Annotated in this window: 15 protein-coding genes, 3 pseudogenes and 1 other annotated feature; of the genes and pseudogenes, 14 read left to right on the top strand and 4 right to left on the bottom strand. The window is 64.0% G+C overall.

The window, feature by feature from the left end:
• The first annotated feature begins 53 nt into the window (after positions 1-53).
• From BXA03_RS20465 to BXA03_RS20410, 12 genes and pseudogenes are all read left to right on the top strand, one after another.
• Complete coding sequence (locus BXA03_RS20465; RefSeq protein WP_076511043.1) at positions 54-368, top strand: LysR family transcriptional regulator; 315 nt, start codon at positions 54-56, stop codon at positions 366-368.
• Positions 369-497: 129 nt separating this feature from the next.
• Positions 498-2,531: a conjugal transfer protein TraG gene (locus tag BXA03_RS20460; RefSeq protein WP_369822457.1), complete on the top strand. Its 2,034-nt coding sequence runs from the start codon at positions 498-500 to the stop codon at positions 2,529-2,531.
• Positions 2,528-3,007, top strand: coding sequence for a CopG family transcriptional regulator (locus tag BXA03_RS20455; protein ID WP_076511042.1), 480 nt, complete (start codon positions 2,528-2,530; stop codon positions 3,005-3,007). Before BXA03_RS20460 ends, BXA03_RS20455 begins: the two co-directional genes overlap by 4 nt.
• The gene (gene trbB / locus BXA03_RS20450) at positions 3,004-4,038 is read left to right on the top strand and encodes a P-type conjugative transfer ATPase TrbB (protein WP_076511041.1); all 1,035 of its coding nucleotides are present in this window, start codon (positions 3,004-3,006) and stop codon (positions 4,036-4,038) included. The genes BXA03_RS20455 and trbB overlap by 4 nt, the downstream gene beginning before the upstream one ends.
• Positions 4,035-4,367 (top strand): TrbC/VirB2 family type IV secretion system protein, encoded by a 333-nt coding sequence (locus BXA03_RS20445; protein WP_076511040.1) that lies wholly within the window; start codon positions 4,035-4,037, stop codon positions 4,365-4,367. Before trbB ends, BXA03_RS20445 begins: the two co-directional genes overlap by 4 nt.
• A complete protein-coding gene (locus tag BXA03_RS20440) occupies positions 4,364-4,630 on the top strand; it encodes a VirB3 family type IV secretion system protein (protein WP_076511039.1) in 267 nt (88 codons plus the stop codon). The genes BXA03_RS20445 and BXA03_RS20440 overlap by 4 nt, the downstream gene beginning before the upstream one ends.
• A 12-nt stretch (positions 4,631-4,642) precedes the next feature.
• Entirely contained in the window at positions 4,643-7,090 is a 2,448-nt protein-coding gene (gene trbE / locus BXA03_RS20435) for a conjugal transfer protein TrbE (RefSeq protein ID WP_076511038.1), read from the top strand.
• A complete protein-coding gene (trbJ, locus tag BXA03_RS20430) occupies positions 7,087-7,854 on the top strand; it encodes a P-type conjugative transfer protein TrbJ (protein ID WP_076511037.1) in 768 nt (255 codons plus the stop codon). Before trbE ends, trbJ begins: the two co-directional genes overlap by 4 nt.
• A gap of 306 nt (positions 7,855-8,160) precedes the next feature.
• Positions 8,161-9,537 (top strand): P-type conjugative transfer protein TrbL, encoded by a 1,377-nt coding sequence (gene trbL / locus BXA03_RS20425; RefSeq protein WP_076511036.1) that lies wholly within the window; start codon positions 8,161-8,163, stop codon positions 9,535-9,537.
• A 10-nt stretch (positions 9,538-9,547) separates the two neighbouring features.
• A pseudogene (gene trbF / locus BXA03_RS20420) lies at positions 9,548-10,156 on the top strand (conjugal transfer protein TrbF); the annotation flags it as partial.
• Positions 10,156-10,656, top strand: a pseudogene (locus tag BXA03_RS20415) (TrbI/VirB10 family protein); the annotation flags it as partial. The pseudogenes trbF and BXA03_RS20415, both read left to right, overlap by 1 nt.
• Positions 10,653-10,928, top strand: a complete 276-nt coding sequence (locus BXA03_RS20410) for a DUF2274 domain-containing protein (RefSeq protein ID WP_076511035.1) — start codon at positions 10,653-10,655, stop codon at positions 10,926-10,928. The pseudogene BXA03_RS20415 and the gene BXA03_RS20410, both read left to right, overlap by 4 nt.
• Before the next feature lie 1,743 nt (positions 10,929-12,671).
• Here the strand turns inward: BXA03_RS20410 and BXA03_RS20405 are convergent.
• Positions 12,672-13,903, bottom strand: a protein-coding gene (locus tag BXA03_RS20405) for an IS3 family transposase (RefSeq protein ID WP_369822456.1) whose coding sequence is annotated in 2 segments (ribosomal slippage) — positions 12,672-13,615 and positions 13,615-13,903 — 1,233 coding nt in all. Because the reading frame shifts where the segments join, the coding sequence is not laid out codon by codon here.
• Positions 13,509-13,625: a sequence feature (AL1L pseudoknot), on the bottom strand. (Overlaps the previous gene by 117 nt.)
• An 85-nt stretch (positions 13,904-13,988) precedes the next feature.
• On the opposite strand from BXA03_RS20405, the gene BXA03_RS20395 reads away from it, so the two are divergent.
• Positions 13,989-14,621: a transposase gene (locus BXA03_RS20395; RefSeq protein ID WP_076511033.1), complete on the top strand. Its 633-nt coding sequence runs from the start codon at positions 13,989-13,991 to the stop codon at positions 14,619-14,621.
• Positions 14,622-14,687: 66 nt separating this feature from the next.
• Positions 14,688-14,849 (top strand): DUF2274 domain-containing protein, encoded by a 162-nt coding sequence (locus BXA03_RS27560; protein WP_143476400.1) that lies wholly within the window; start codon positions 14,688-14,690, stop codon positions 14,847-14,849.
• Between the two features lie 176 nt (positions 14,850-15,025).
• Here BXA03_RS27560 and BXA03_RS20390 read toward each other — a convergent pair whose 3' ends face one another.
• The 3 genes and pseudogenes from BXA03_RS20390 to BXA03_RS20380 form a co-directional block, all read right to left on the bottom strand.
• Complete coding sequence (locus tag BXA03_RS20390; protein WP_234983779.1) at positions 15,026-16,789, bottom strand: ATP-dependent nuclease; 1,764 nt, start codon at positions 16,787-16,789, stop codon at positions 15,026-15,028.
• A gap of 26 nt (positions 16,790-16,815) precedes the next feature.
• A pseudogene (locus BXA03_RS27305) lies at positions 16,816-16,939 on the bottom strand (translation initiation factor IF-2 associated domain-containing protein); the annotation flags it as partial.
• A gap of 218 nt (positions 16,940-17,157) precedes the next feature.
• Positions 17,158-18,096 (bottom strand): IS481 family transposase, encoded by a 939-nt coding sequence (locus BXA03_RS20380; protein ID WP_076511032.1) that lies wholly within the window; start codon positions 18,094-18,096, stop codon positions 17,158-17,160.
• Between the last annotated feature and the right edge of the window lie 27 nt (positions 18,097-18,123).

The raw sequence follows: 18,123 nt of genomic DNA, 5'->3' as shown, positions 1-18,123 counted from the left end.
CGGGCGCCATTGCCGGTGGTGCCCCAACGCCGACCGTTCTGCGGAGTCCTTCCATGATCCAGGGCATCAGCCTGCGCCACCTTCGCTTCTTCATGGCCGTTGCGCGAGCGGCGAGCATCCGGCGCGCCGCCGAGCAGCTGCCAACGGATGCGTCGAATCTCTCGCGTGCCATCCGCGAGCTGGAGTACCGACTCGGCGACGTGGCGTTGTTCGACCGGCGCCGACGTCCGATCCGCTTGACGCCTGCAGGCAGTGCGCTGGCCGACCGAGGCCGGGAGCTTGAAGAGCATTTCGTCCGCGTGGTGCAGCAGATGTCCCGCTCACAGCCAGATGCTGCTCCGCACGATGCGCAGGGTCGTGGGCGATGAGCAGGGGCACCGGACTGCAGTACGCCTGGGTACGCCAGCGTGGGTGGTCGGCTTTGGCTGCTCTTCGGACACTGCACTGCAGCTGCGCGGCTGGGGGCCGGCATTCACTGGTTGTGTCGAGGAGCTTGGATGTCGCATGAGGTGCAAAGCGGTGTGCTGGTCGGCCGAATCGCCGCGGTCGCCAGCACGTCCCTGGGTGGCGTCTGGATGGCCACGCAGTGGACGGCCAGCGCCCTGGGGCATCAACCCCGGCTTGGCGCACCGTGGTTCGAACTGCTCGGGCAGCCGGTCTATGAGCCCTGGAAGTTCTTCGAATGGTGGTACTGGTACGACGCCTATGCGCCCGAGATCTTCAGCCGGGGCGGCACTATCGCGGCGAGCAGCGGCCTCCTTGCCGTGGGCGTGGCCATCGGCATGGCCGTGTGGCATTCGCGGGTTTCGCGGCGTGTGACGACCTACGGCTCGGCGCGGTGGGCGGAGCGCGCCGAGATCGACAAGGCTGGCCTGACGGGCCCCGCTGGCGTGTTCCTTGGCCGTCTTCCCGCGCGTGATGGCGCCTACCTGCGCCATGAGGGGCCCGAACATGTGATGGCCTTCGCGCCGACGCGCTCGGGCAAGGGCGTGGGTCTGGTGGTGCCGACGCTGCTCAGCTGGCCCGGATCGGCAGTTGTGCATGACATCAAGGGCGAGAACTGGCAGCTCACGGCGGGATGGCGGTCTCGCTTCTCTCACTGCCTGCTCTTCAATCCCACGGACGCACGGTCTGCCGCCTACAACCCGCTGTTAGAGGTGCGGCGCGGCGAGCACGAGGTGCGCGACGTGCAGAACATCGCGGACATCCTGGTGGACCCCGAGGGCGCGCTCGAGCGGCGCAACCACTGGGAGAAGACCTCCCATGCGCTGCTGGTGGGGGCGATCCTGCACGTGCTCTACGCGGGCGAAGACCGGACGCTGCGCGGTGTCGCGAACTTCCTGTCCGACCCGGCCTGCACCTTCGAGCAGACCTTGCACCGCATGATGACGACGCTGCATCTGGGGGCCGCGCCGCACCCGGTGGTGGCGTCTGCGGCGCGTGAGGTGCTCAACAAGAGCGACAACGAGCGCTCGGGTGTGCTCTCCACCGCCATGTCCTTTCTGGGCCTGTACCGGGATCCAACGGTGGCCGAGGTGACGGCCCGGTGCGACTGGCGCATCGCGGACCTGATCTCGGCGCAGCACCCGGTGTCGTTGTACCTGGTGGTCCCGCCCTCGGACATCAGCCGAACCAAGCCGCTGATCCGGCTGATCCTCAACCAGATCGGCCGTCGGCTCACGGAGTCGCTGGATGGCTCGGACGGGCTGGCGCGGCGGCACAAGCTGTTGTTGATGCTCGATGAATTTCCCGCGCTGGGCCGACTGGATTTCTTCGAATCAGCGCTGGCGTTCATGGCTGGCTATGGCCTGCGTGCCTTCCTCATTGCGCAGAGCCTGAACCAGATCGACAAGGCCTACGGCCCGAACCACGCGATCCTGGACAACTGCCATGTGCGCATTGCATTCGCCACCAATGACGAGCGCACGGCGAAGCGCATCTCGGACGCCTTGGGGACGGCCACGGAGCTACGCGCCCAGCGCAACTATGCCGGCCACCGGCTCGCGCCCTGGCTGGGGCACCTGATGGTGTCGCGGCAGGAGACGTCTCGCCCCTTGCTGACGCCTGGGGAGGTCATGCAGCTGCCGCCCGACGACGCAGTCGTGATGGTGTCGGGTCACGCGCCCATCCGGGCGCACAAGCTGCGCTACTTCCTGGACCGCAATTTCACTGCGCGTGTACTGCCGCCGCCTGCGTTGAGGGCGGGGCGCTATGGCGACCGGCCGCCCGCCCGGCCGGACGATTGGCATGCACTGCCTGTGGGTGGCGGCGCAGGGGGACAGGCTGCGCAGGCCAGCGATTCGTTCGCGGATGAAGGCGGCCACGAGCTGAAGCCGGAGCTGGATCTCTCGCCCCCGCCGAGGCCCGAGCCGGAGGTGGTGGATCTGCTGCTGCTCGACGAAGAGGTTGACGACGGGAGCATGCCATTGCCTCGCGGCGTCGCTGACGCCCGCGGTGGCCATGCCGTGCGTGATCGGTCTCGGCTCGCCCGCCTGGCAGCACTGGATCCGGACGACGGGATCGCGCTATGAGCCTCGGCACGCGGCGCACGCGCCTGAACATCTTCATCGAGCGGGACCATGCGCGCCGGCTGGATGACATCGCGGCCCATCGCGGCGTGTCGAAGTCGTCCGTGATCGCCGCGGCGCTGTCTGGCTACCTCGCGCCAGACGCAGCAGAGCAGCGCGACGTTGCCTTGACCAAGCGGCTGGACCGGCTGTCGCGGCAGTTCGAGCGGCTGGAGCGTGACCAAGGCATCCTGATCGAGACGGTGGCGCTGTTCGTGCGTCACTACCTGACCTTGGCCCTGCCCGTCCCGGAGCATCAGCAAGAGGCCGTCCGAGCCCAGGGGCGTGCGCGCTATGCGCAGTTCATCGAACAGCTGGCGCGGCACGTGCAGCGCGGGCGCAGCCTGGTCCGGGAAGTCCAGGAGGAATCTGCGGTCGCAGGTCCTGTACCGGGCGACTCCGCCGGGCCGGTTCCGGAAAGCCGCGAGGAGGGCGCATGACTGCCTCCGACGCATGGACCGATCGCGAACCGGCTGAGCGACGCATTCGAATGCTGCGCACGGCCATGGGGCCGGAGATCACCGCTGCTCTCGAAGACCGCGACGTGATCGAGGTCCTTCTCAACCCCGACGGCTCGCTCTGGCTGGACCGGTTGGGGACGGGCCGAGCGCCGACGGGCCATCGGATGGCCGCCGCCGATGCCGAGCGGATCATCCGGCTGGTGGCCGCGCATGTGCGCGCGGAGGTGCATTCGGGGGCGCCGCTGCTGTCGGCCGAGTTGCCGGAAACGGGGGAGCGCTTCATGGGGGCGCTGCCGCCCATCGTGCGGGCGCCGTCCTTTGCGATCCGCAAGCGCGCTCTGGCCATCATGACCCTTGCGGACTATGTGGCCGCTGGGATCATGAGCGAGGCGCAGGCCGCGTTTCTGCGCTGCGCCGTTCGAGCACGGCTCAACATCGTGGTGGCTGGTGGCACCAGCACCGGCAAGACGACGCTGGCGAACGCGCTGCTCGACGAGGTGGCCCGGACCCGCGACCGTGTCCTCGTGCTGGAGGACACCGTGGAGCTTCAGTGCCGCAGCGAGGACCACGTGAGTCTGCGCGCGGAACCGGGTGCGGCCACCATGGCCGACTTGGTGCGCGCCACCTTGCGCCTGCGGCCGGACCGCATCGTGGTCGGCGAAGTGCGTGGTGCTGAGGCGCTGGACCTGATCAAGGCCTGGGGTACAGGCCACCCGGGCGGCATTGCGACGGTGCATGCCAATTCCGCCGCGGGCGCCCTCACGCGGCTGGAACAGCTCATCCAGGAAGTCAGCCTCACGGTTCCGCGCGCGCTCATTGCCGAGACGGTGAACGTGGTGGTGCATCTGGCGGGACGCGGTCACGCCCGTCGGGTTCGCTGCATTGCGCGGGTCGTCGGCCACGACACCAACGGCTATCTGCTGGACGACTCGCTGGAGCCTGCGTTGCCTGAGTCTTCCGAGTCTGTGCCTCCTCAAACCCCGTTACCCCTTCCAGGAGATTCTTCATGATCCTTCGTCGCTGTTCCAGGCGGGCGCTGCTGCGTGCCGCCTTCCCGCTGGTCGCGCTGTTGGCGGTGGCTGCACCCGCGTATGCCGCTGGCTCCAGCATGCCGTGGGAGGCGCCGCTGCAGTCCATCCTCGAGTCCATCCAGGGACCCGTGGCGCGCATCGTGGCGGTGATCATCATTATCTCGACGGGCTTGGCGCTTGCCTTCGGCGACACGTCAGGAGGCTTTCGCAAGCTGATCCAGATCGTGTTCGGCCTGTCGATCGCGTTCGCGGCCTCTTCCTTCTTCCTGAGCTTCTTCAGCTTCTCCGGCGGAGCGGTGCTGGCATGAGCGGACCGGACATCCCAGGCTTCGAAGTGCCGCTGCACCGGTCGCTGACGGAGCCGATTCTGCTGGGCGGCGCGCCGCGGACCGTGGCCATCGCCAACGGCACCCTGGCGGCCGCTGTGGGGCTGGGGCTGCAGTTGTGGATCCCGGGTGCCGTGCTCTGGGTTGTCGGCCACGCAATGGCGGTTTGGGGCGCGCGTCAGGACGCGCAGTTCATGGCGGTGTTCATGCGGCACCTCAAGCACCGCGCCTTGCTGGACGTGTGAGGACTGAGCTTCATGTTCAATCTGTCCGAATACCGCCGACGTGCCGACCAACTGGCCGACTATCTGCCCTGGGCGGGGCTTGTGGCGCCGGGGGTCGTCCTGAACAAGGACGGCAGCTTCCAGCGCACGGCCCGCTTTCGCGGCCCGGATCTGGACAGCGCCACGCCAACCGAGTTGGTGGCGACGACCGCCCGGCTCAACAATGCGCTGCGTCGTCTCGGTTCCGGCTGGGCGATCTTCGTGGAGGCCGTGCGAAGCGAGGCGGCCGGCTATCCCCAATCGGATTTTCCCGAGCCCGTGTCATGGCTCGTGGACGAAGAGCGCCGCGCGGCCTTCGAGGCGTCGGACAGCCACTTCGAGAGCCACTACCACCTCACAATGGTCTGGCTTCCCCCGGAAGAGAACCGGGCCCGGGCGGCGCATCTTCTCTACGAGAACCGGGCAGTTGAAGGCGTGGACTGGCGTGAGCGCCTGACGACCTTCGTGGCGGAGTCTGGGCGGCTGCTGGACCTGATCGAAGGCGTGATGCCCGAGGTCGGCTGGCTGGACGACGCGCAGACCCTGTCCTTCCTGCACGGCTGCATCTCGGAGCACGGGCACGCGGTCGCGGTGCCCGAGGTGCCCATGTATCTGGACGTGCTGCTTGCCGACCGACCCTTGGCGGGTGGTTTGGCACCCATGTTGGGCAGTCAACACCTGCGGGTCCTGACCGTCCGTGGCTTTCCCACATCCACCTGGCCCGGCATCCTGGACGATCTCAACCGACTGGGCTTCGCCTACCGCTGGTCGACCCGCTTCCTCTGCATGGACAAGGCCGAAGCGGAGCAGGCGCTCGTGCGGCTGCGGCGGCAATGGTTCGCCAAGCGCAAGAGCGTCATCGCCCTGCTGCGCGAGAGCGTGTTCCAGCAGGAGAGCCCGCTGGTAGACAGCGATGCGAGCAACAAGGCGGCTGACGCCGACGCGGCACTGCAGTCCTTGGGCGGTGACCAGGTCGCTTTCGGCTATGTCACCGCGACGCTGGTGGTCATGGATGCCAACGCGGACACGGCTGAAGAAAAGCTGCGGCAGGTTGAGCGGGTGATCCAGGGGCGCGGCTTCGTCACGATGCCGGAGACGCTCAATGCGGTGGAGGCCTGGCTGTCGTCGCTGCCCGGGCATGTGTATGCCAACGTCCGCCAGCCCATTGTGTCCACGCTGAACCTGGCTCACCTGATGCCCGTGTCGGCGGTCTGGGCCGGGCCGGAGCGCAACGCCCATCTGGGCGGGCCGCCGCTTGTGATCACACGCACAGACGGAGCGACGCCGTTCCGGCTCGTGACGCACGTGGGCGACGTGGGCCATACGCTGGTGGTGGGCCCGACCGGCATGGGCAAGTCTGTGTTGCTGGCCACGCTGGCGCTGCAGTTCCGGCGCTATCCCGGCTCCCGCGTTCTGGCCTTTGACGTGGGGCGGTCTTTACGCGCGACGATCCTGGGGCTCGGTGGCGAGCACTACGACCTCGGCGCCGAGCACGGTATCGCTTTCCAGCCCCTGGTTCGCATCGATGAAGAAGGCCATCGGGCCTGGGCGGCCGAATGGATCGAGGGGCGGCTGCGGCAGGAAGGTGTCGACGTAGGCCCCGCCGAACGCGAGGCGGTCTGGCTGGCTCTGGGCAGTCTGGCCAGCGCGCCGATCGAGCAGCGAACGCTGACGGGGCTCTCGGTGCTGCTGCAATCCAAGGCCTTGCGGCAAGCGCTGGCGCCCTACGTACTCGGCGGCGCCCATGGGCGGCTGCTGGATGCGGAGGCGGACAGGCTGGGCGATGCCGCCGTGCAGTGCTTCGAGATGGAAGCGCTGATGCCCAGCAAGACGGCGGTGCTGGCCGTGCTGGGTTATCTCTTCGCGCGCTTCGAGGCTCGCTTCGACGAGGCGCCCACGTTGCTGATCATGGATGAAGCCTGGCTCTTCTTGGACGACCCGGTGTTCGCGGCACGGATTCGCCAATGGCTCAAGACGCTGCGCAAGAAGAACGTGTCGGTGGTCTTCGCGACGCAGAGCCTGGCCGATATCCAGAACTCCAGCATTGCCCCAGCCGTCGTCGAGAGCTGCGCAAGCCGCATCTTCCTGCCCAATCCCCAGGCCGCCGAGCCGCAGATCCGGCAGATCTATGAAGGCTTCGGCCTGAATACGCGGCAGATCGCGATCGTGGCGACCGCCATTCCCAAGCGCGAGTACTACTACCAGTCCCGTCTGGGCAGCCGCGTCTTCGACCTTGGCCTGGGACCGGTGGCGCTGGCCTTTGCCGGTGCGTCGCGACCCGAGCAGCAGCGGGAGATGGATGAACTGCTGCGCGAGCACGGCCGCGCTGCGTTCGCGCAGCAGTGGCTGCTGCATCAACGCCTTGGCTGGGCGGCCAAGCTTCTGGCTGCTTTCCCAGGTGCTGACCCTCAACCGTCCAACTTCGAGGAGAACTCCGCATGAAGCCATTTCGCATTCCCTCCCGTCCGCTGTGCCGTGTGGCGTTGGCGGCCGCTCTGGTCTTCGGCGCCGCAGCACCGGCCCACGCGCTCTTCGGGATCGGCGACATCGTGCTCGATCCCTCGAACCTGGCTCAGAACATCCTCACGGCGGCCAACACCCTGGAGCAGATCAACAACCAGGTGAAGCAGCTTCAGAACGAAGCGCAGATGCTTTCGAATCAGGCCAAGAACCTGGCTCGCCTCGACTTCAACGCACTGGCACAGTTGCGCAGCACGCTGGCCACGTCGAACCGACTGATCCAGGAGGCTCAGAGCCTGGCCCAGGGCGTGCAGGCGATGGACGCGCAGTTCCGGGCGCTTTATCCGGAGGCCGTGGATGTTTCCGTCTCGCAGGGCCAGATGGTCGAGGACGCGCGTCGACGCTGGTCCCTGTCGCTGGAGGCGCTGCGCACCGCAGCCAAGATGCAGGCGCAGGCCGTGCACACCTTCTCGGCGGACGAACAGGTTCTGTCCGATCTGGTGGAACGCAGCCAGTCGGCGAGCGGCGCGTTGCAGGCTGCGCAGGCGACCAATCAACTGCTGGCGCTCCAGGCCCGACAGGCGATCCAGGCGCAGCAGCTTCAGCTGACCCAGGACCGTGCCAACGCGCTGGAGCAGGCGCGGCAGGCTGCTGCGCATGAGCGCGCGCGCGAGACGCGGCGCCGCTTCCAGGGAAGTGGCACGGCCTACACCCCGTATCCGGTGAGCTTCCATGGCAATCCGTGAAGCGGTGGGTGCGCCGGGTGCGATCTACTGGCTCACGATCGGCATGCTGGTGGGGGCGGTACTGGGGCAGGGCGGATGCAGCCCGCAGGAGAACGCCGCACCTCCCGCGACAGCCGCGGCGCTTGCAGAGGATCCGCAGCGCTTGGCCGCCTTGCGCGCCGCATGTCGGCAACGCGATGCCTCCGTGTCGGAGGCGCAGTGTGCGGCGATTTCGGAGGCAGCGCGCCTGCGCTTTCTTCGGGCCGAGCCTTCGCCTTACGCGACATCCGTCTCGCCGGCGGCGCAGCCTGGCGGGGGTGCCGCGCCATGACCGACGTCGGGACCATCGACCGCTTCCTGGACGTCTTCTCCCGCTACATCGATTCCGGCTTCGGGCTGCTCCAGGGCGAGGTGCGCTTCCTGACCGCCACGCTTGTGGCCATCGACATGACGCTTGCGGGACTGATGTGGGCGCTGGGCCATGCGAGCGGGCAGGGCCATGACGTGATGGCTCGGCTCATCAAGAAGGTGCTTTACGTGGGTGCCTTCGCCTACATCCTCGGCAACTTCAATCGCCTGGCCGGCATCGTGTTTGACTCTTTCGCCGGGCTGGGCCTGCAGGCCTCAGGCTCCGGTCTATCGAAGGCTCAGCTGCTGCAGCCGGGCCGGCTGGCGCAGGTCGGCATCGAAGCGGGGCGTCCGATCATGAAGCAGATTGGCGATCTCACGGGCTTTCCGGAGGTCTTCGCCAACCTGGACATGATCGCGGTCCTCTTCCTGGCCTGGCTGGTGCTGATCGTGGCGTTCTTCGTGCTTGCCGTTCAACTCTTCGTCACGCTGATTGAGTTCAAGCTCACCACGCTGGCTGGCTTCGTGCTGGTGCCGTTCGCGCTGTGGAACAAGACGGCTTTCCTGGCCGAGAAGGTGCTCGGGAACGTGGTGGCTTCGGGCATCAAGGTGCTGGTGCTGGCCGTCATCGTGGGCATCGGCTCGGGCTTGTTCGGCGAATTCACGGCGGCCCCTGGGGAGGACCCCAGCATCGACCATGCGCTGGTCACGATGCTGGCGGCGCTGACCTTGCTGGGGCTTGGCGTGTTTGGCCCCGGCATCGCGACCGGGCTGGTGTCCGGCGCGCCGCAACTGGGTGCGGGTGCCGCAGCGGGTACTGCGTTGGGCGCGGCGGGTTTGGCCGTCGCCGGCGGTGCTGCCGCCGCGAGTGTGGGGTCGGCCGCAGCAGCGGGAGCGCGGCTCGCGCCCCGTGCGGCAGGCGTTGCCATCCGAGGCGGCGTCTCGGCTGGCCGAACTGCCACATCCCTGGCGCGTGAGGCCAGGACGGCCTACGCCTCCGGCGCAGCCGACGGCGCTGGTGATCCAACCCGCGCTGCCGCAGCCGGCATGGCCAACGTGGCGCGTGCTGGCGCGAGCGCATTGGGGGAACGCCTGGTGACTGGCTCCAAAGCGCTCGGTGAACGCGTGGCGGACTTCGTGGCTGAGGCGGCTGCACCCGCGGCGGCCGCGTCGGGCGCCGCAGAGGCCGGGGACTCAAAAGCACCCGCGGGCCAGGCGCCGGAGCCGGCCTGGGCGCGGCGCATGCGGCGGCGCCAGCAGATGGGGCATGCGGCCACGACGGCCGGCCACACCTTGCGCAGTGGCGATGCAGGTGGTGCTGGCACCGGCCCGAGCTTGCGCGATTCGGATTCCTGAGGAGAACATGATGCGTTTCAAGCGACCGGGCGTGCGCTATGCGCAATCGCCGCAACCTGTCACGCCGTACCAGGCCGCTGGACAGGTCTGGGACGAGCGGATCGGATCGGCCCGGGTGCAGGCCCGCAACTGGCGGTGGATGGCCTTCGGCTGCCTGGGGCTGGCCCTGCTGATGGGCGGAGGCTTGCTGTGGCGCGCCTCGCGGGCGACCGTGACGCCCTACGTCGTGGAGGTGGACGCATCGGGCCAGATCCGCGCCGTCGGCGAAGCCGCAACGCCCTATCGGCCGACGGATGCCCAGATTGCACATCACCTCGCCCGTTTCATCACGCTGGTGCGCTCCCTTTCCATCGATCCGGTGGTTGTGCGGCAGAACTGGCTGGATGCCTACGACTACACCACGGACCGCGGCGCCGCCTCGCTGAACGGGTACGCGCGCGTAAACGACCCCTTCTCTCGGGTGGGCAAGGAGTCCGTCACGGTGCAGATCAACAGCGTGGTCCGTGCCACCGAGCAGTCCTTCAACGTGCGCTGGACGGAGCAGCGCTTCGTCAACGGCGCGGCGGCCGGCATGGAGCGCTGGACCGCTTCCGTCACGGTGGTGCTGCAGACGCCGCGCCCGTCTACGACACGGCCACCGGTCGCCGTCTGCTGATTCCGCAGGGCTCGCGCATTCTGGGGCGCTACAACAGCCAGGTTAGCTTCGGCCAGAGCAGGGTGCAGGTTGTCTGGCAACGCATCATCCTTCCCGACACGACTTCGCTTACGTTGGACAACCTCGTCGGCGCGGACCCTTCAGGAAAAGCCGGGTTGGAGGATGGCGTGGACTTGCACTGGGACCGCGTCATGGCTGGCGCGGCGTTGACAACGTTGCTTGGCATCGGTGCCGAACTGGCGGCGCCAGAGAACCGAAACGGCGGCGATCGCGTGGTGATTGCAGCTCGCGAGAGCCTGCAGGACAGCGTCAGTCGGGCCGGGCAGGAACTCACACGGCGCAACCTTGACATCCAACCGACTCTGACGCTACGTGCCGGTTTACCCGTGCGGGTCATCGTGAATCGGGATCTGGTTCTGCGTCCCTACCAGCCGCTTTTCTTTGAACGAGGGGCTCTTCCATGACATCAATACGAAAGCTGCGGCTCGGGCCTTTGCCCAAGGCAGAAAACGTGAAGTTCACATTCCTGTGTCCTGTCGGGCTGAAGGATGATTTGGACCGATACGCAGCGCTGCATTCGCGGGTGTATGGCGATGCTGCGGATGCCGCCGCCTTGGTGCCACACATGCTCGAAGCGTTCATGCGGCGGGATCGTGTCTTCAAGCGGTCCGCACAACCTTCTGGAACCCGTCGTGAGCAGGCCGAAATGACGTCGGCTTCAGTGGGGGCCTGCTGAACCCGACGACTGCGTGCGGTGAGTGGCCTGTGGCCGCGCACCTAAGGGCGGGCGCGGCATGATTGAGCCGGGACGGCCCGGCATATCTCCCGCAGCACCGCGGCCAGGACGCGGGTGCAAGGTGCGCTGCGGACGGGAGTGAGCTCTTTTCGCGAACTTGCGGGGCTAACCAAACCCCTCGAAGTATCGGATCGCCCTTGGCGCGCAGACACGACCACGCATCGTCGAGCGCCCACGGACCCTCGTTCACGCGAGATTGCTGGCTGCTCGGGCACCGGTAGTTGTCCGGCGCAAAGAACGCTTCCTCGCCGCCTGCAGTTGCGACGCTCGAGACGACCAATGTCCCGAATTCCGGACCTACGTGCGCAGGCATGGGGACTGGCTGGGAACTGTTGTTGCGAATCTCCAGCGTGAAATCCACCCCATGCCTTGCGTGAATCGGTCGCTCTCGTCCGAGCCTATGGATGGACAAGGTCAATGCCCGGCTGCGGTCCTCCGACCCCGCATTGAAGTCGCCCCTGAACGGCGTGCGCCACGGCCACCAAGCAGGATCCTTCGCCGCGGCCCGGAGGCACGCGCGGCATTGCGCTCCGAATGGGTAAATGAGCGTGGGCACAGGCGCGACTAACGGAAGTTCGCCGCGTGAAGCCGCGTCTTCGATAGCTTCACGCCACGCGTCTTCAGGCAACTGACTTTGACGGTCCGTGGTGGGCATCACGGCGTCGGAACAGCCGCCAGACTTGTACGCGTCGCCATGGGTAAGGTTCATGAGATGACCCACCTCATGGATCAGCACTTGGGCGACGAGATCGCCCCGAGCTTCGGGCGACGGTGTCTGGAAACTGGTGGAGCCCAGGAAGAGCGCGCAGACACCGCGATCACGCGTCATCAACTGCCCGTTGATGCTTCGGTCAAAGCCTGGAGGAATCCCAGAGAAAACCACGTAGGCTGCACCCGCTGATCGCTGTGCCAACTGGTTGACGAGGTCACGCCAACCGTCCGAATCCCTTGAGTCCATCGGATCGTTTGGCAAGAGCTCCGGCGGATGATCCACGAGCAGATTCACCCCGAACGGCTGGTATGCCCTGACGAGATGCTGCACGGCAGGCGCCACCAGCTGCGCATACGGAGCGAGGTACAGCACCGAGAGCCTGATATCTGCCACGAAGACCTCCCGTCACACGACCGCCACGCCCTGCCCGGAGCCGGCCCTTCAAATTGGAAGGTCGATGGATCATGCTTGCGCGCTTGTGAGAAGGTCAGCGTCTCAGCTTTAAGGGGGCGCCGCATCCCCCAAAGTGTGGAGGGATGTCTCAAGATGCTTCAGCAGAGTTTGGCTCGGCCATTGAGCTCAGCGGCGAGCCCTTGTCCTAGAACTGATGGTGCATTGACTCTTCAATCTTTCTTGCGCCCTTAACCATTTCCAGGCACTCGGCCTTGCGCGCATGCGGGGCTTGGCAAGTAGTCCGACGCAAGAGTTGCGCGTCAGCTCGAACAATGCTTAGCATCCGCGCACGGCGACCCCGGTGCCTCGCAGTCGCGCAACCGCTACGCGGTGACGGCAAATCCGGCGAGCAGTCCGAACGACCACTAGGTCTCGAAGCTTTCTTCCTTTCAACCCTTGCAGGGTTCGAATGTCAACGCGCGACGCCGCTTCCTAATCCCTGCGCTTGGTTTGGAGGAAGCCCAAATGGCTTCGGTCACTGAATCGCCCCGGGATTCGCGGAGGCTGTTTGGTTTAAGTCAGACCGCCACCGTGGTGGCCTGACTGGCGAGTTGCCGGTAATAGTTTGCCTCGGCTTCGGCCGGCGGGATATATCCGATGGGTTCGAGCAGTCGCTGGTGGTTGAACCAGGACACCCATTCGAGCGTCGCGAACTCCACCGCCTCCTTCGTCTTCCAAGGCGCTCGGCGATGGATGAGCTCGGCCTTGTAGAGGCCGTTGATGGTCTCGGCCAGGGCGTTGTCATAGCTGTCGCCCTTGCTGCCCACCGACGGCTCGATTCCCGCTTCTGCCAGGCGTTCTGAGTACCGGATGCTGACGTATTGCGACCCGCGGTCGCTGTGGCATATCAGGCTCCCATTGCGCTCAGGCTGCGGGGCGTAGAGGGCCTGCTCCAGCGCATCGAGCACGAAGTCCGTTCGCATTGAGTTGCTCACGCGCCAGCCCACGATGCGACGGGCGAACACGTCGATAACGAAGGCCACGTACAACCAGCCCTGCCACGTCGAGACGTACGTGAAGTCGCTGACCCACAGCTGGTTCGGCCGCTCGGCCCGGAACTGCCGGTTGACCCGGTCCAGCGGGCACTGGGCCTTGGCATCACCGAGCGTGGTTCGCACGACCTTGCCACGCATCACGCCGCGCAGCCCCAGCTTGCGCATCAATCGCTCGACGGTGCAGCGAGCAACAGAGACGCCTTCGCGTGCCAGTTGCCTCCACACCTTGTCGGCGCCGTAGACCTGCATGTTGGCTTGCCAGACACGCTGAATCTGCGGCATCAGCATCTCGTCGCGTTGGACGCGGGCACAGCGCCTGTGGGGCTCGCGCAGCAGCGCGGCATGGCGTCGATACGCCGACGGGGCGACCTGCAAGACCTTGCAGAGCGGCTCGACCCCGAAGGCATCGCGGTGCTTGTCGATGAAGTCCTTCAGGACTTGAGCCGGCGGTCGAGCTCCGCCTGGGCGAAAAACGCGCTGGCCAGCTTCAATATCTCGTTGGCCCGGCGCAGCTCCTTGACCTCGCGCTCGAGCTCCTTCATTCGCTGCGCCTCGCTGCTCGTCACGCCCTCCCGGGCACCAGCATCGACATCGGCGCGCTTGACCCATTCGTTCAAAGTCTGCGGCACGCAGCCAATCTTGGGCGCGATGGACTCGATGGCCGCCCACAACGACGGGTACTCCCCGCGGTGCTCCTGCACCATCCTCACCGCGCGCTCACGCACCTCGGGTGAGAACTTGTTCGACTTGCTCATGGCTCAATCCTCTCAGAGTGTTGAGCCTCCTCGAAAACCGGGGTCATTCACGCTGATCCAGGCCTGGGCCGGTCACAAGAGCTTCGTGCGCAAATCCGATGCTGGCGACGCAGGCGATGACTCGGACTCGGGCAGCGACTCGGACAACTTCCGGGGCCAGCGGCGCAGCAACGCCACGCACCAGTCCAGCACCGATGCGGATGCCAGGCTGTATCGCAAGGGCAAGACGGGCAGCGAACTGCGCTTCATGGGCCACACGCTGGCGGACAACCGCCACGGGCTGATCGCCAACGCGATGGTCACCCGCGCCGATGGGCATGCCGAACGCGAGGCGGCCAAGACCATGCTCCAGGCGGCAGTGGAGGCGGCCGATGAGCACACGCTGAACATCACCGTGGGGGCGGACAAGGGCTACGACGCCAGGGAGTTCGTCAAGGAGTGCCTGGACATGGGGGTGACGCCGCATGTGGCACAGAACACTTCGGGCAGGCGCTCTGCGGTATCCGATGTCATTGCAGGTAGTCCGGGTTATGCGATCTCCCATCAAAAGCGCAAGCTCATCGAACAGGGCTTCGGCTGGGCCAAGACGGTGGGGCGCATGCGCCAGGTGGCGGTGCGAGGCCTTGAGCGGGTGGACCAGATGTTCGTGCTGACGATGAGCGCCTACCACCTCACGCGCATGCGAACGCTGGGGCAGGTGCGCGCGCAGCGCGTGTAGGTCGGTGAAAACGGGGCGCACAGTGCGTGTGGGCAGCCAAAAGGCGTGATGCAGATACCGTAGAACCTGCCATGCGAAAAGCGACCCTCTGCCGTCTCATTCGACAGAGTTCGGACGCCGCAAGCGGATGAGTATTTCAGCAGCCTGCTAGTTCCTCACATCCTTGCAGCGTTCATTGCTCGAGATCGAGGTTTTAGAAGCGCGAGAAAGAAGGATAAAAATCCATGACATGTTTATCCGTGATCTTGTCCGCAAAAATGGCTTACAACATCCATTTGCAGGCTGCATTGATGAGGCTTGTTTGGTCTCTTAGGGGCGCCTATTTGCGATGGTTGTGGCTGAGTGATTTCCATGGAAAATTATTCAAGCATTTATTGGCTGGCAATGGATTTTTCATTGGCTTATTATAGATTTAATAGGCTTTCTATAGTGAGGCGAAGTTCACTTGCGATTTCATGATTCGCTGGAATGAAAAATCTATCCAATTGCCGGTCATCTCTTTTTTGCTGTTTTGCAACCGTTTTCAAGGCCTTGTGAAGGGATTTTCCAAGGATGTTTTGTGCTGAAATCCGTCCGCCAGAATTCCATAGATTTGAGGTTGCAGGGGAGCCGCCATCTTCGTGCAACAGCCTATTAATGACTCTGCGCTTCTCTTTGAAAACTCTCTCCGCGTCCGAACAGGATTCAATTGCGGACTCTAGCCATTGCCTTGCGTCTTCTTCAGATATATCATAAATAGCAGACAGGTATGAGGGAGAGCAGAAATAGGCTTCGGCATCAGAGCCTTGCGTGACCCATGTGGCAACGCCATCGGCATTGTATTTTCGCCTCCATATGACACTTTCGTCTTCGGTCATAAAGTCCCGATCGCGGTGGATCAAAGCTTTAATGCTGAACGCCTCTTCCCCCAGTAAGCCTTTAAGTAGAGAGTTTTTTGGCAAATTATCAACGCCAAAGCATCTGCAAACATTGATTTGCCGATGGAGGTGAGGCCATTGCCTCAAAATGCTCCGAATGGCAAGATCATTTTCATCTTCGACGAAAAACAAAATTTTTCTATCGAGCCCACCCCATCCAAGTAGTGAGCGTATTTTTCCATTCTGCTCTTCAACAACACGTCCATTGTTCACCCAAAGAAGCCCAACTGCTGGCGAAGCGGCGCGTGCAATATGTGGACTGTGTGTGGTTAACAGTACTTGTACTTCAAATTCACTAGCTGCAAGCTCCAGCGCCTCTATCAACCGCTCTTGTTTGTCTGGATGAAGGTGGGCATCTGGCTCATCGATAAGAATAATTTTGGGGCGAAATAGAACTAGATATGCGAATATTTGGATGACTTGCAAAACCCCTGTTGCGGCCGTTTCCAACGGTCGCTTGACGCCGCAAAGCAAATTGTCATCGAAAGATGCCTGAATATGTATATCCTCCCTCTCATCGAAGGTTACCTCAACCCGAACGTTGGGGTGGACGATTTGCACCAACCGATTTAAGTGTTCTATTCTCTTTATTGCTGAGGTGTTGTCTATTTCCGACGACTGTCGGCTGGCAATGTTGAAAAGAACATTCCTTAAAACACTTCCGGCGTCGCCTCCAGCAGCTTGCCTCCGTAGCAGGGGCTTAACTAGAATAGTTTCCTTTTCAGAGAGGCCTGCAAGGCCGGGGATGTACGTTGAAATTAGCTCTTCACGCTGCTTAAAAGGAGATACGGCATTGCCGCCCTCAATGTGAACAGATATCCCCCCTCGATTACGAGCGGCCCAGATTTTAATTGTTGCCGAAATTGCTTGATCAGCCTCTTCCTCGAAATGGTTGAATACAACCGAGGTCGGCTGGCTGCTTCTCTCCGCGGATAGAACACCCCGATGAGCAGTAGTTAGGGGCTCGCTCGATGGCGAGTAATCAAGTCTTTCAAACGATACGACTTCTGATTGCTCTTTAGGGGGGATGTAGCTCGCCGCCCGTGTGGCCCAATGAATAGCTTGAAGTGCTGATGACTTTCCTGAACCGTTCGGCCCAACAAGTACCGTGACGTTTGAAAGTGGAAGGTCTAATTTTTCTATGGCTTTAAAATTCGATATCTCGATAGACTTGATTTTTCGCCAGCGGATCTTTTTCTGACGGGAATCTATTTGAGGGCTGATCTGATCAACGGAAATTCCTGTGGGCATCGTGGATGCATTGGCCTCCTTTTTTTCCACGTCCTCCCGCTTGATGAAGGTCCTTTTCTTCCGAACTTCCACCTGTATTGTCCGCGGTCTTCCGGATGCATCATTTTGACGTATTTCGGCAGTGGACTTTTTAACTAAAGTGATCTTTCGCTGGGAAGGCTTTGCATCTTGATCCATGGCTGGAATGTAGCATCGCGTTACAGGCTCGCTCGCGCTTTGAACTGGTCTTGTGTATTGGTCAATGTCCGGTCTCGATCGGAACTCAACAGGTCAACCGCGATGGGGTAGCCACAGATCATGGGCCCGTTACTGCGCGCCGAGATGCGGGGGCATGCGCTGCGGCAGTTCAGCACTGTTGCAGAATGTACCTAGATGTCGAGTTGCAATAGGTTGTTCCCACAAAGGCGGGAGGCTGGTGGTTGGTGTGCCAGAGCGTAGTGCGGGCGCTCGCCGTTGTAGTAGCGCAGGAAAGCTGGCAGCCAGGCGGTGCGCTCGGCACTGTTGGCCCAGGTGCGTCCATAGGCCCATTCGCGCAGACAGGTCTGAATGAAACGCTCGGCCTTGCCGTTGGTCTGGGGGCGGTAAGGCCGGGTGAAGGTGTGCTTGATGCCCAGCGCCTGACAGGTCTTGGCGAACAGCCGCGAGCGATACGCCGAGCCGGTGTCGGTGATCAGCCGCTTGATCTTCACGCCCAGCTGCCCATAGTGCGCCACGGCCGCCAGCAGGAAGCTCACCGCCGAGTCCTTGCGCTCATCAGCATGCATCTGCACGAAGCCCAGACGGGAATGGTCGTCGATGGCCACGTGGGCGAACTCCCAGCCTGCGCCGTCCACCGAGTCGCGCCGGTTGCCTGTGACGCGGTGGCTGGGCCGCACGATGCGCCCGAGCTTCTTGGTGTCGATGTGCAGAAGCTCACCGGGTGCCTCGCGCTCGTAGCGCAGCGGCACGCTTGCAGGATCGAGCGCCTTCAGGCTGGACAGTCCCAGGCGGGCGAGCAGCCGGCACACGGTGGGCACGCTGCGCCCGACGATGCGAGCGATCTGCCGCATGGGCATGCGCGAGCGGCGCAACTGCTCAATGCGCTCGCAAAGCTGCGCATCCAGGCAGGAGCGCGTGCGAGACGGGCGCGAGCTGCGGTCCAGCAGGCCGTGCTCGCCATGCTGCTCGAAGCGCTGGAGCCACTTGCGTGCGGTGCGCGGGCTGATGCCCGCAGCCTCGGCTGCGGGCATCAGCCCCAGGGTGGCGATGCGCTGGACAAGCAATTTGCGTCCTTCGAAGGTCAATCTGGCATTCTTATGGCTGTTCACTCGGAAGATCCTCTGGTGACTGAAGCG

This window comes from Pseudacidovorax sp. RU35E, assembly GCF_900156165.1.
GTDB lineage: Bacteria > Pseudomonadota > Gammaproteobacteria > Burkholderiales > Burkholderiaceae_C > Xenophilus.
The sequence above is the reverse complement of the archived record's forward strand: the minus strand, read 5'-3'. Positions and strand labels throughout refer to the sequence as shown.

Excerpts from the sequence above, each read along its gene's own strand:
- BXA03_RS20465 (WP_076511043.1), top strand. The coding sequence starts at position 54 with ATGATCCAGGGCATCAGCCTGCGCCACCTTCGCTTCTTCATGGCCGTT.
- BXA03_RS20460 (WP_369822457.1), top strand. The coding sequence starts at position 498 with ATGTCGCATGAGGTGCAAAGCGGTGTGCTGGTCGGCCGAATCGCCGCG.
- BXA03_RS20455 (WP_076511042.1), top strand. The coding sequence starts at position 2,528 with ATGAGCCTCGGCACGCGGCGCACGCGCCTGAACATCTTCATCGAGCGG.
- trbB (WP_076511041.1), top strand. The coding sequence starts at position 3,004 with ATGACTGCCTCCGACGCATGGACCGATCGCGAACCGGCTGAGCGACGC.
- BXA03_RS20445 (WP_076511040.1), top strand. The coding sequence starts at position 4,035 with ATGATCCTTCGTCGCTGTTCCAGGCGGGCGCTGCTGCGTGCCGCCTTC.
- BXA03_RS20440 (WP_076511039.1), top strand. The coding sequence starts at position 4,364 with ATGAGCGGACCGGACATCCCAGGCTTCGAAGTGCCGCTGCACCGGTCG.
- trbE (WP_076511038.1), top strand. The coding sequence starts at position 4,643 with ATGTTCAATCTGTCCGAATACCGCCGACGTGCCGACCAACTGGCCGAC.
- trbJ (WP_076511037.1), top strand. The coding sequence starts at position 7,087 with ATGAAGCCATTTCGCATTCCCTCCCGTCCGCTGTGCCGTGTGGCGTTG.
- trbL (WP_076511036.1), top strand. The coding sequence starts at position 8,161 with ATGACCGACGTCGGGACCATCGACCGCTTCCTGGACGTCTTCTCCCGC.
- BXA03_RS20410 (WP_076511035.1), top strand. The coding sequence starts at position 10,653 with ATGACATCAATACGAAAGCTGCGGCTCGGGCCTTTGCCCAAGGCAGAA.
- BXA03_RS20390 (WP_234983779.1), bottom strand. The coding sequence starts at position 16,789 with ATGCCCACAGGAATTTCCGTTGATCAGATCAGCCCTCAAATAGATTCC.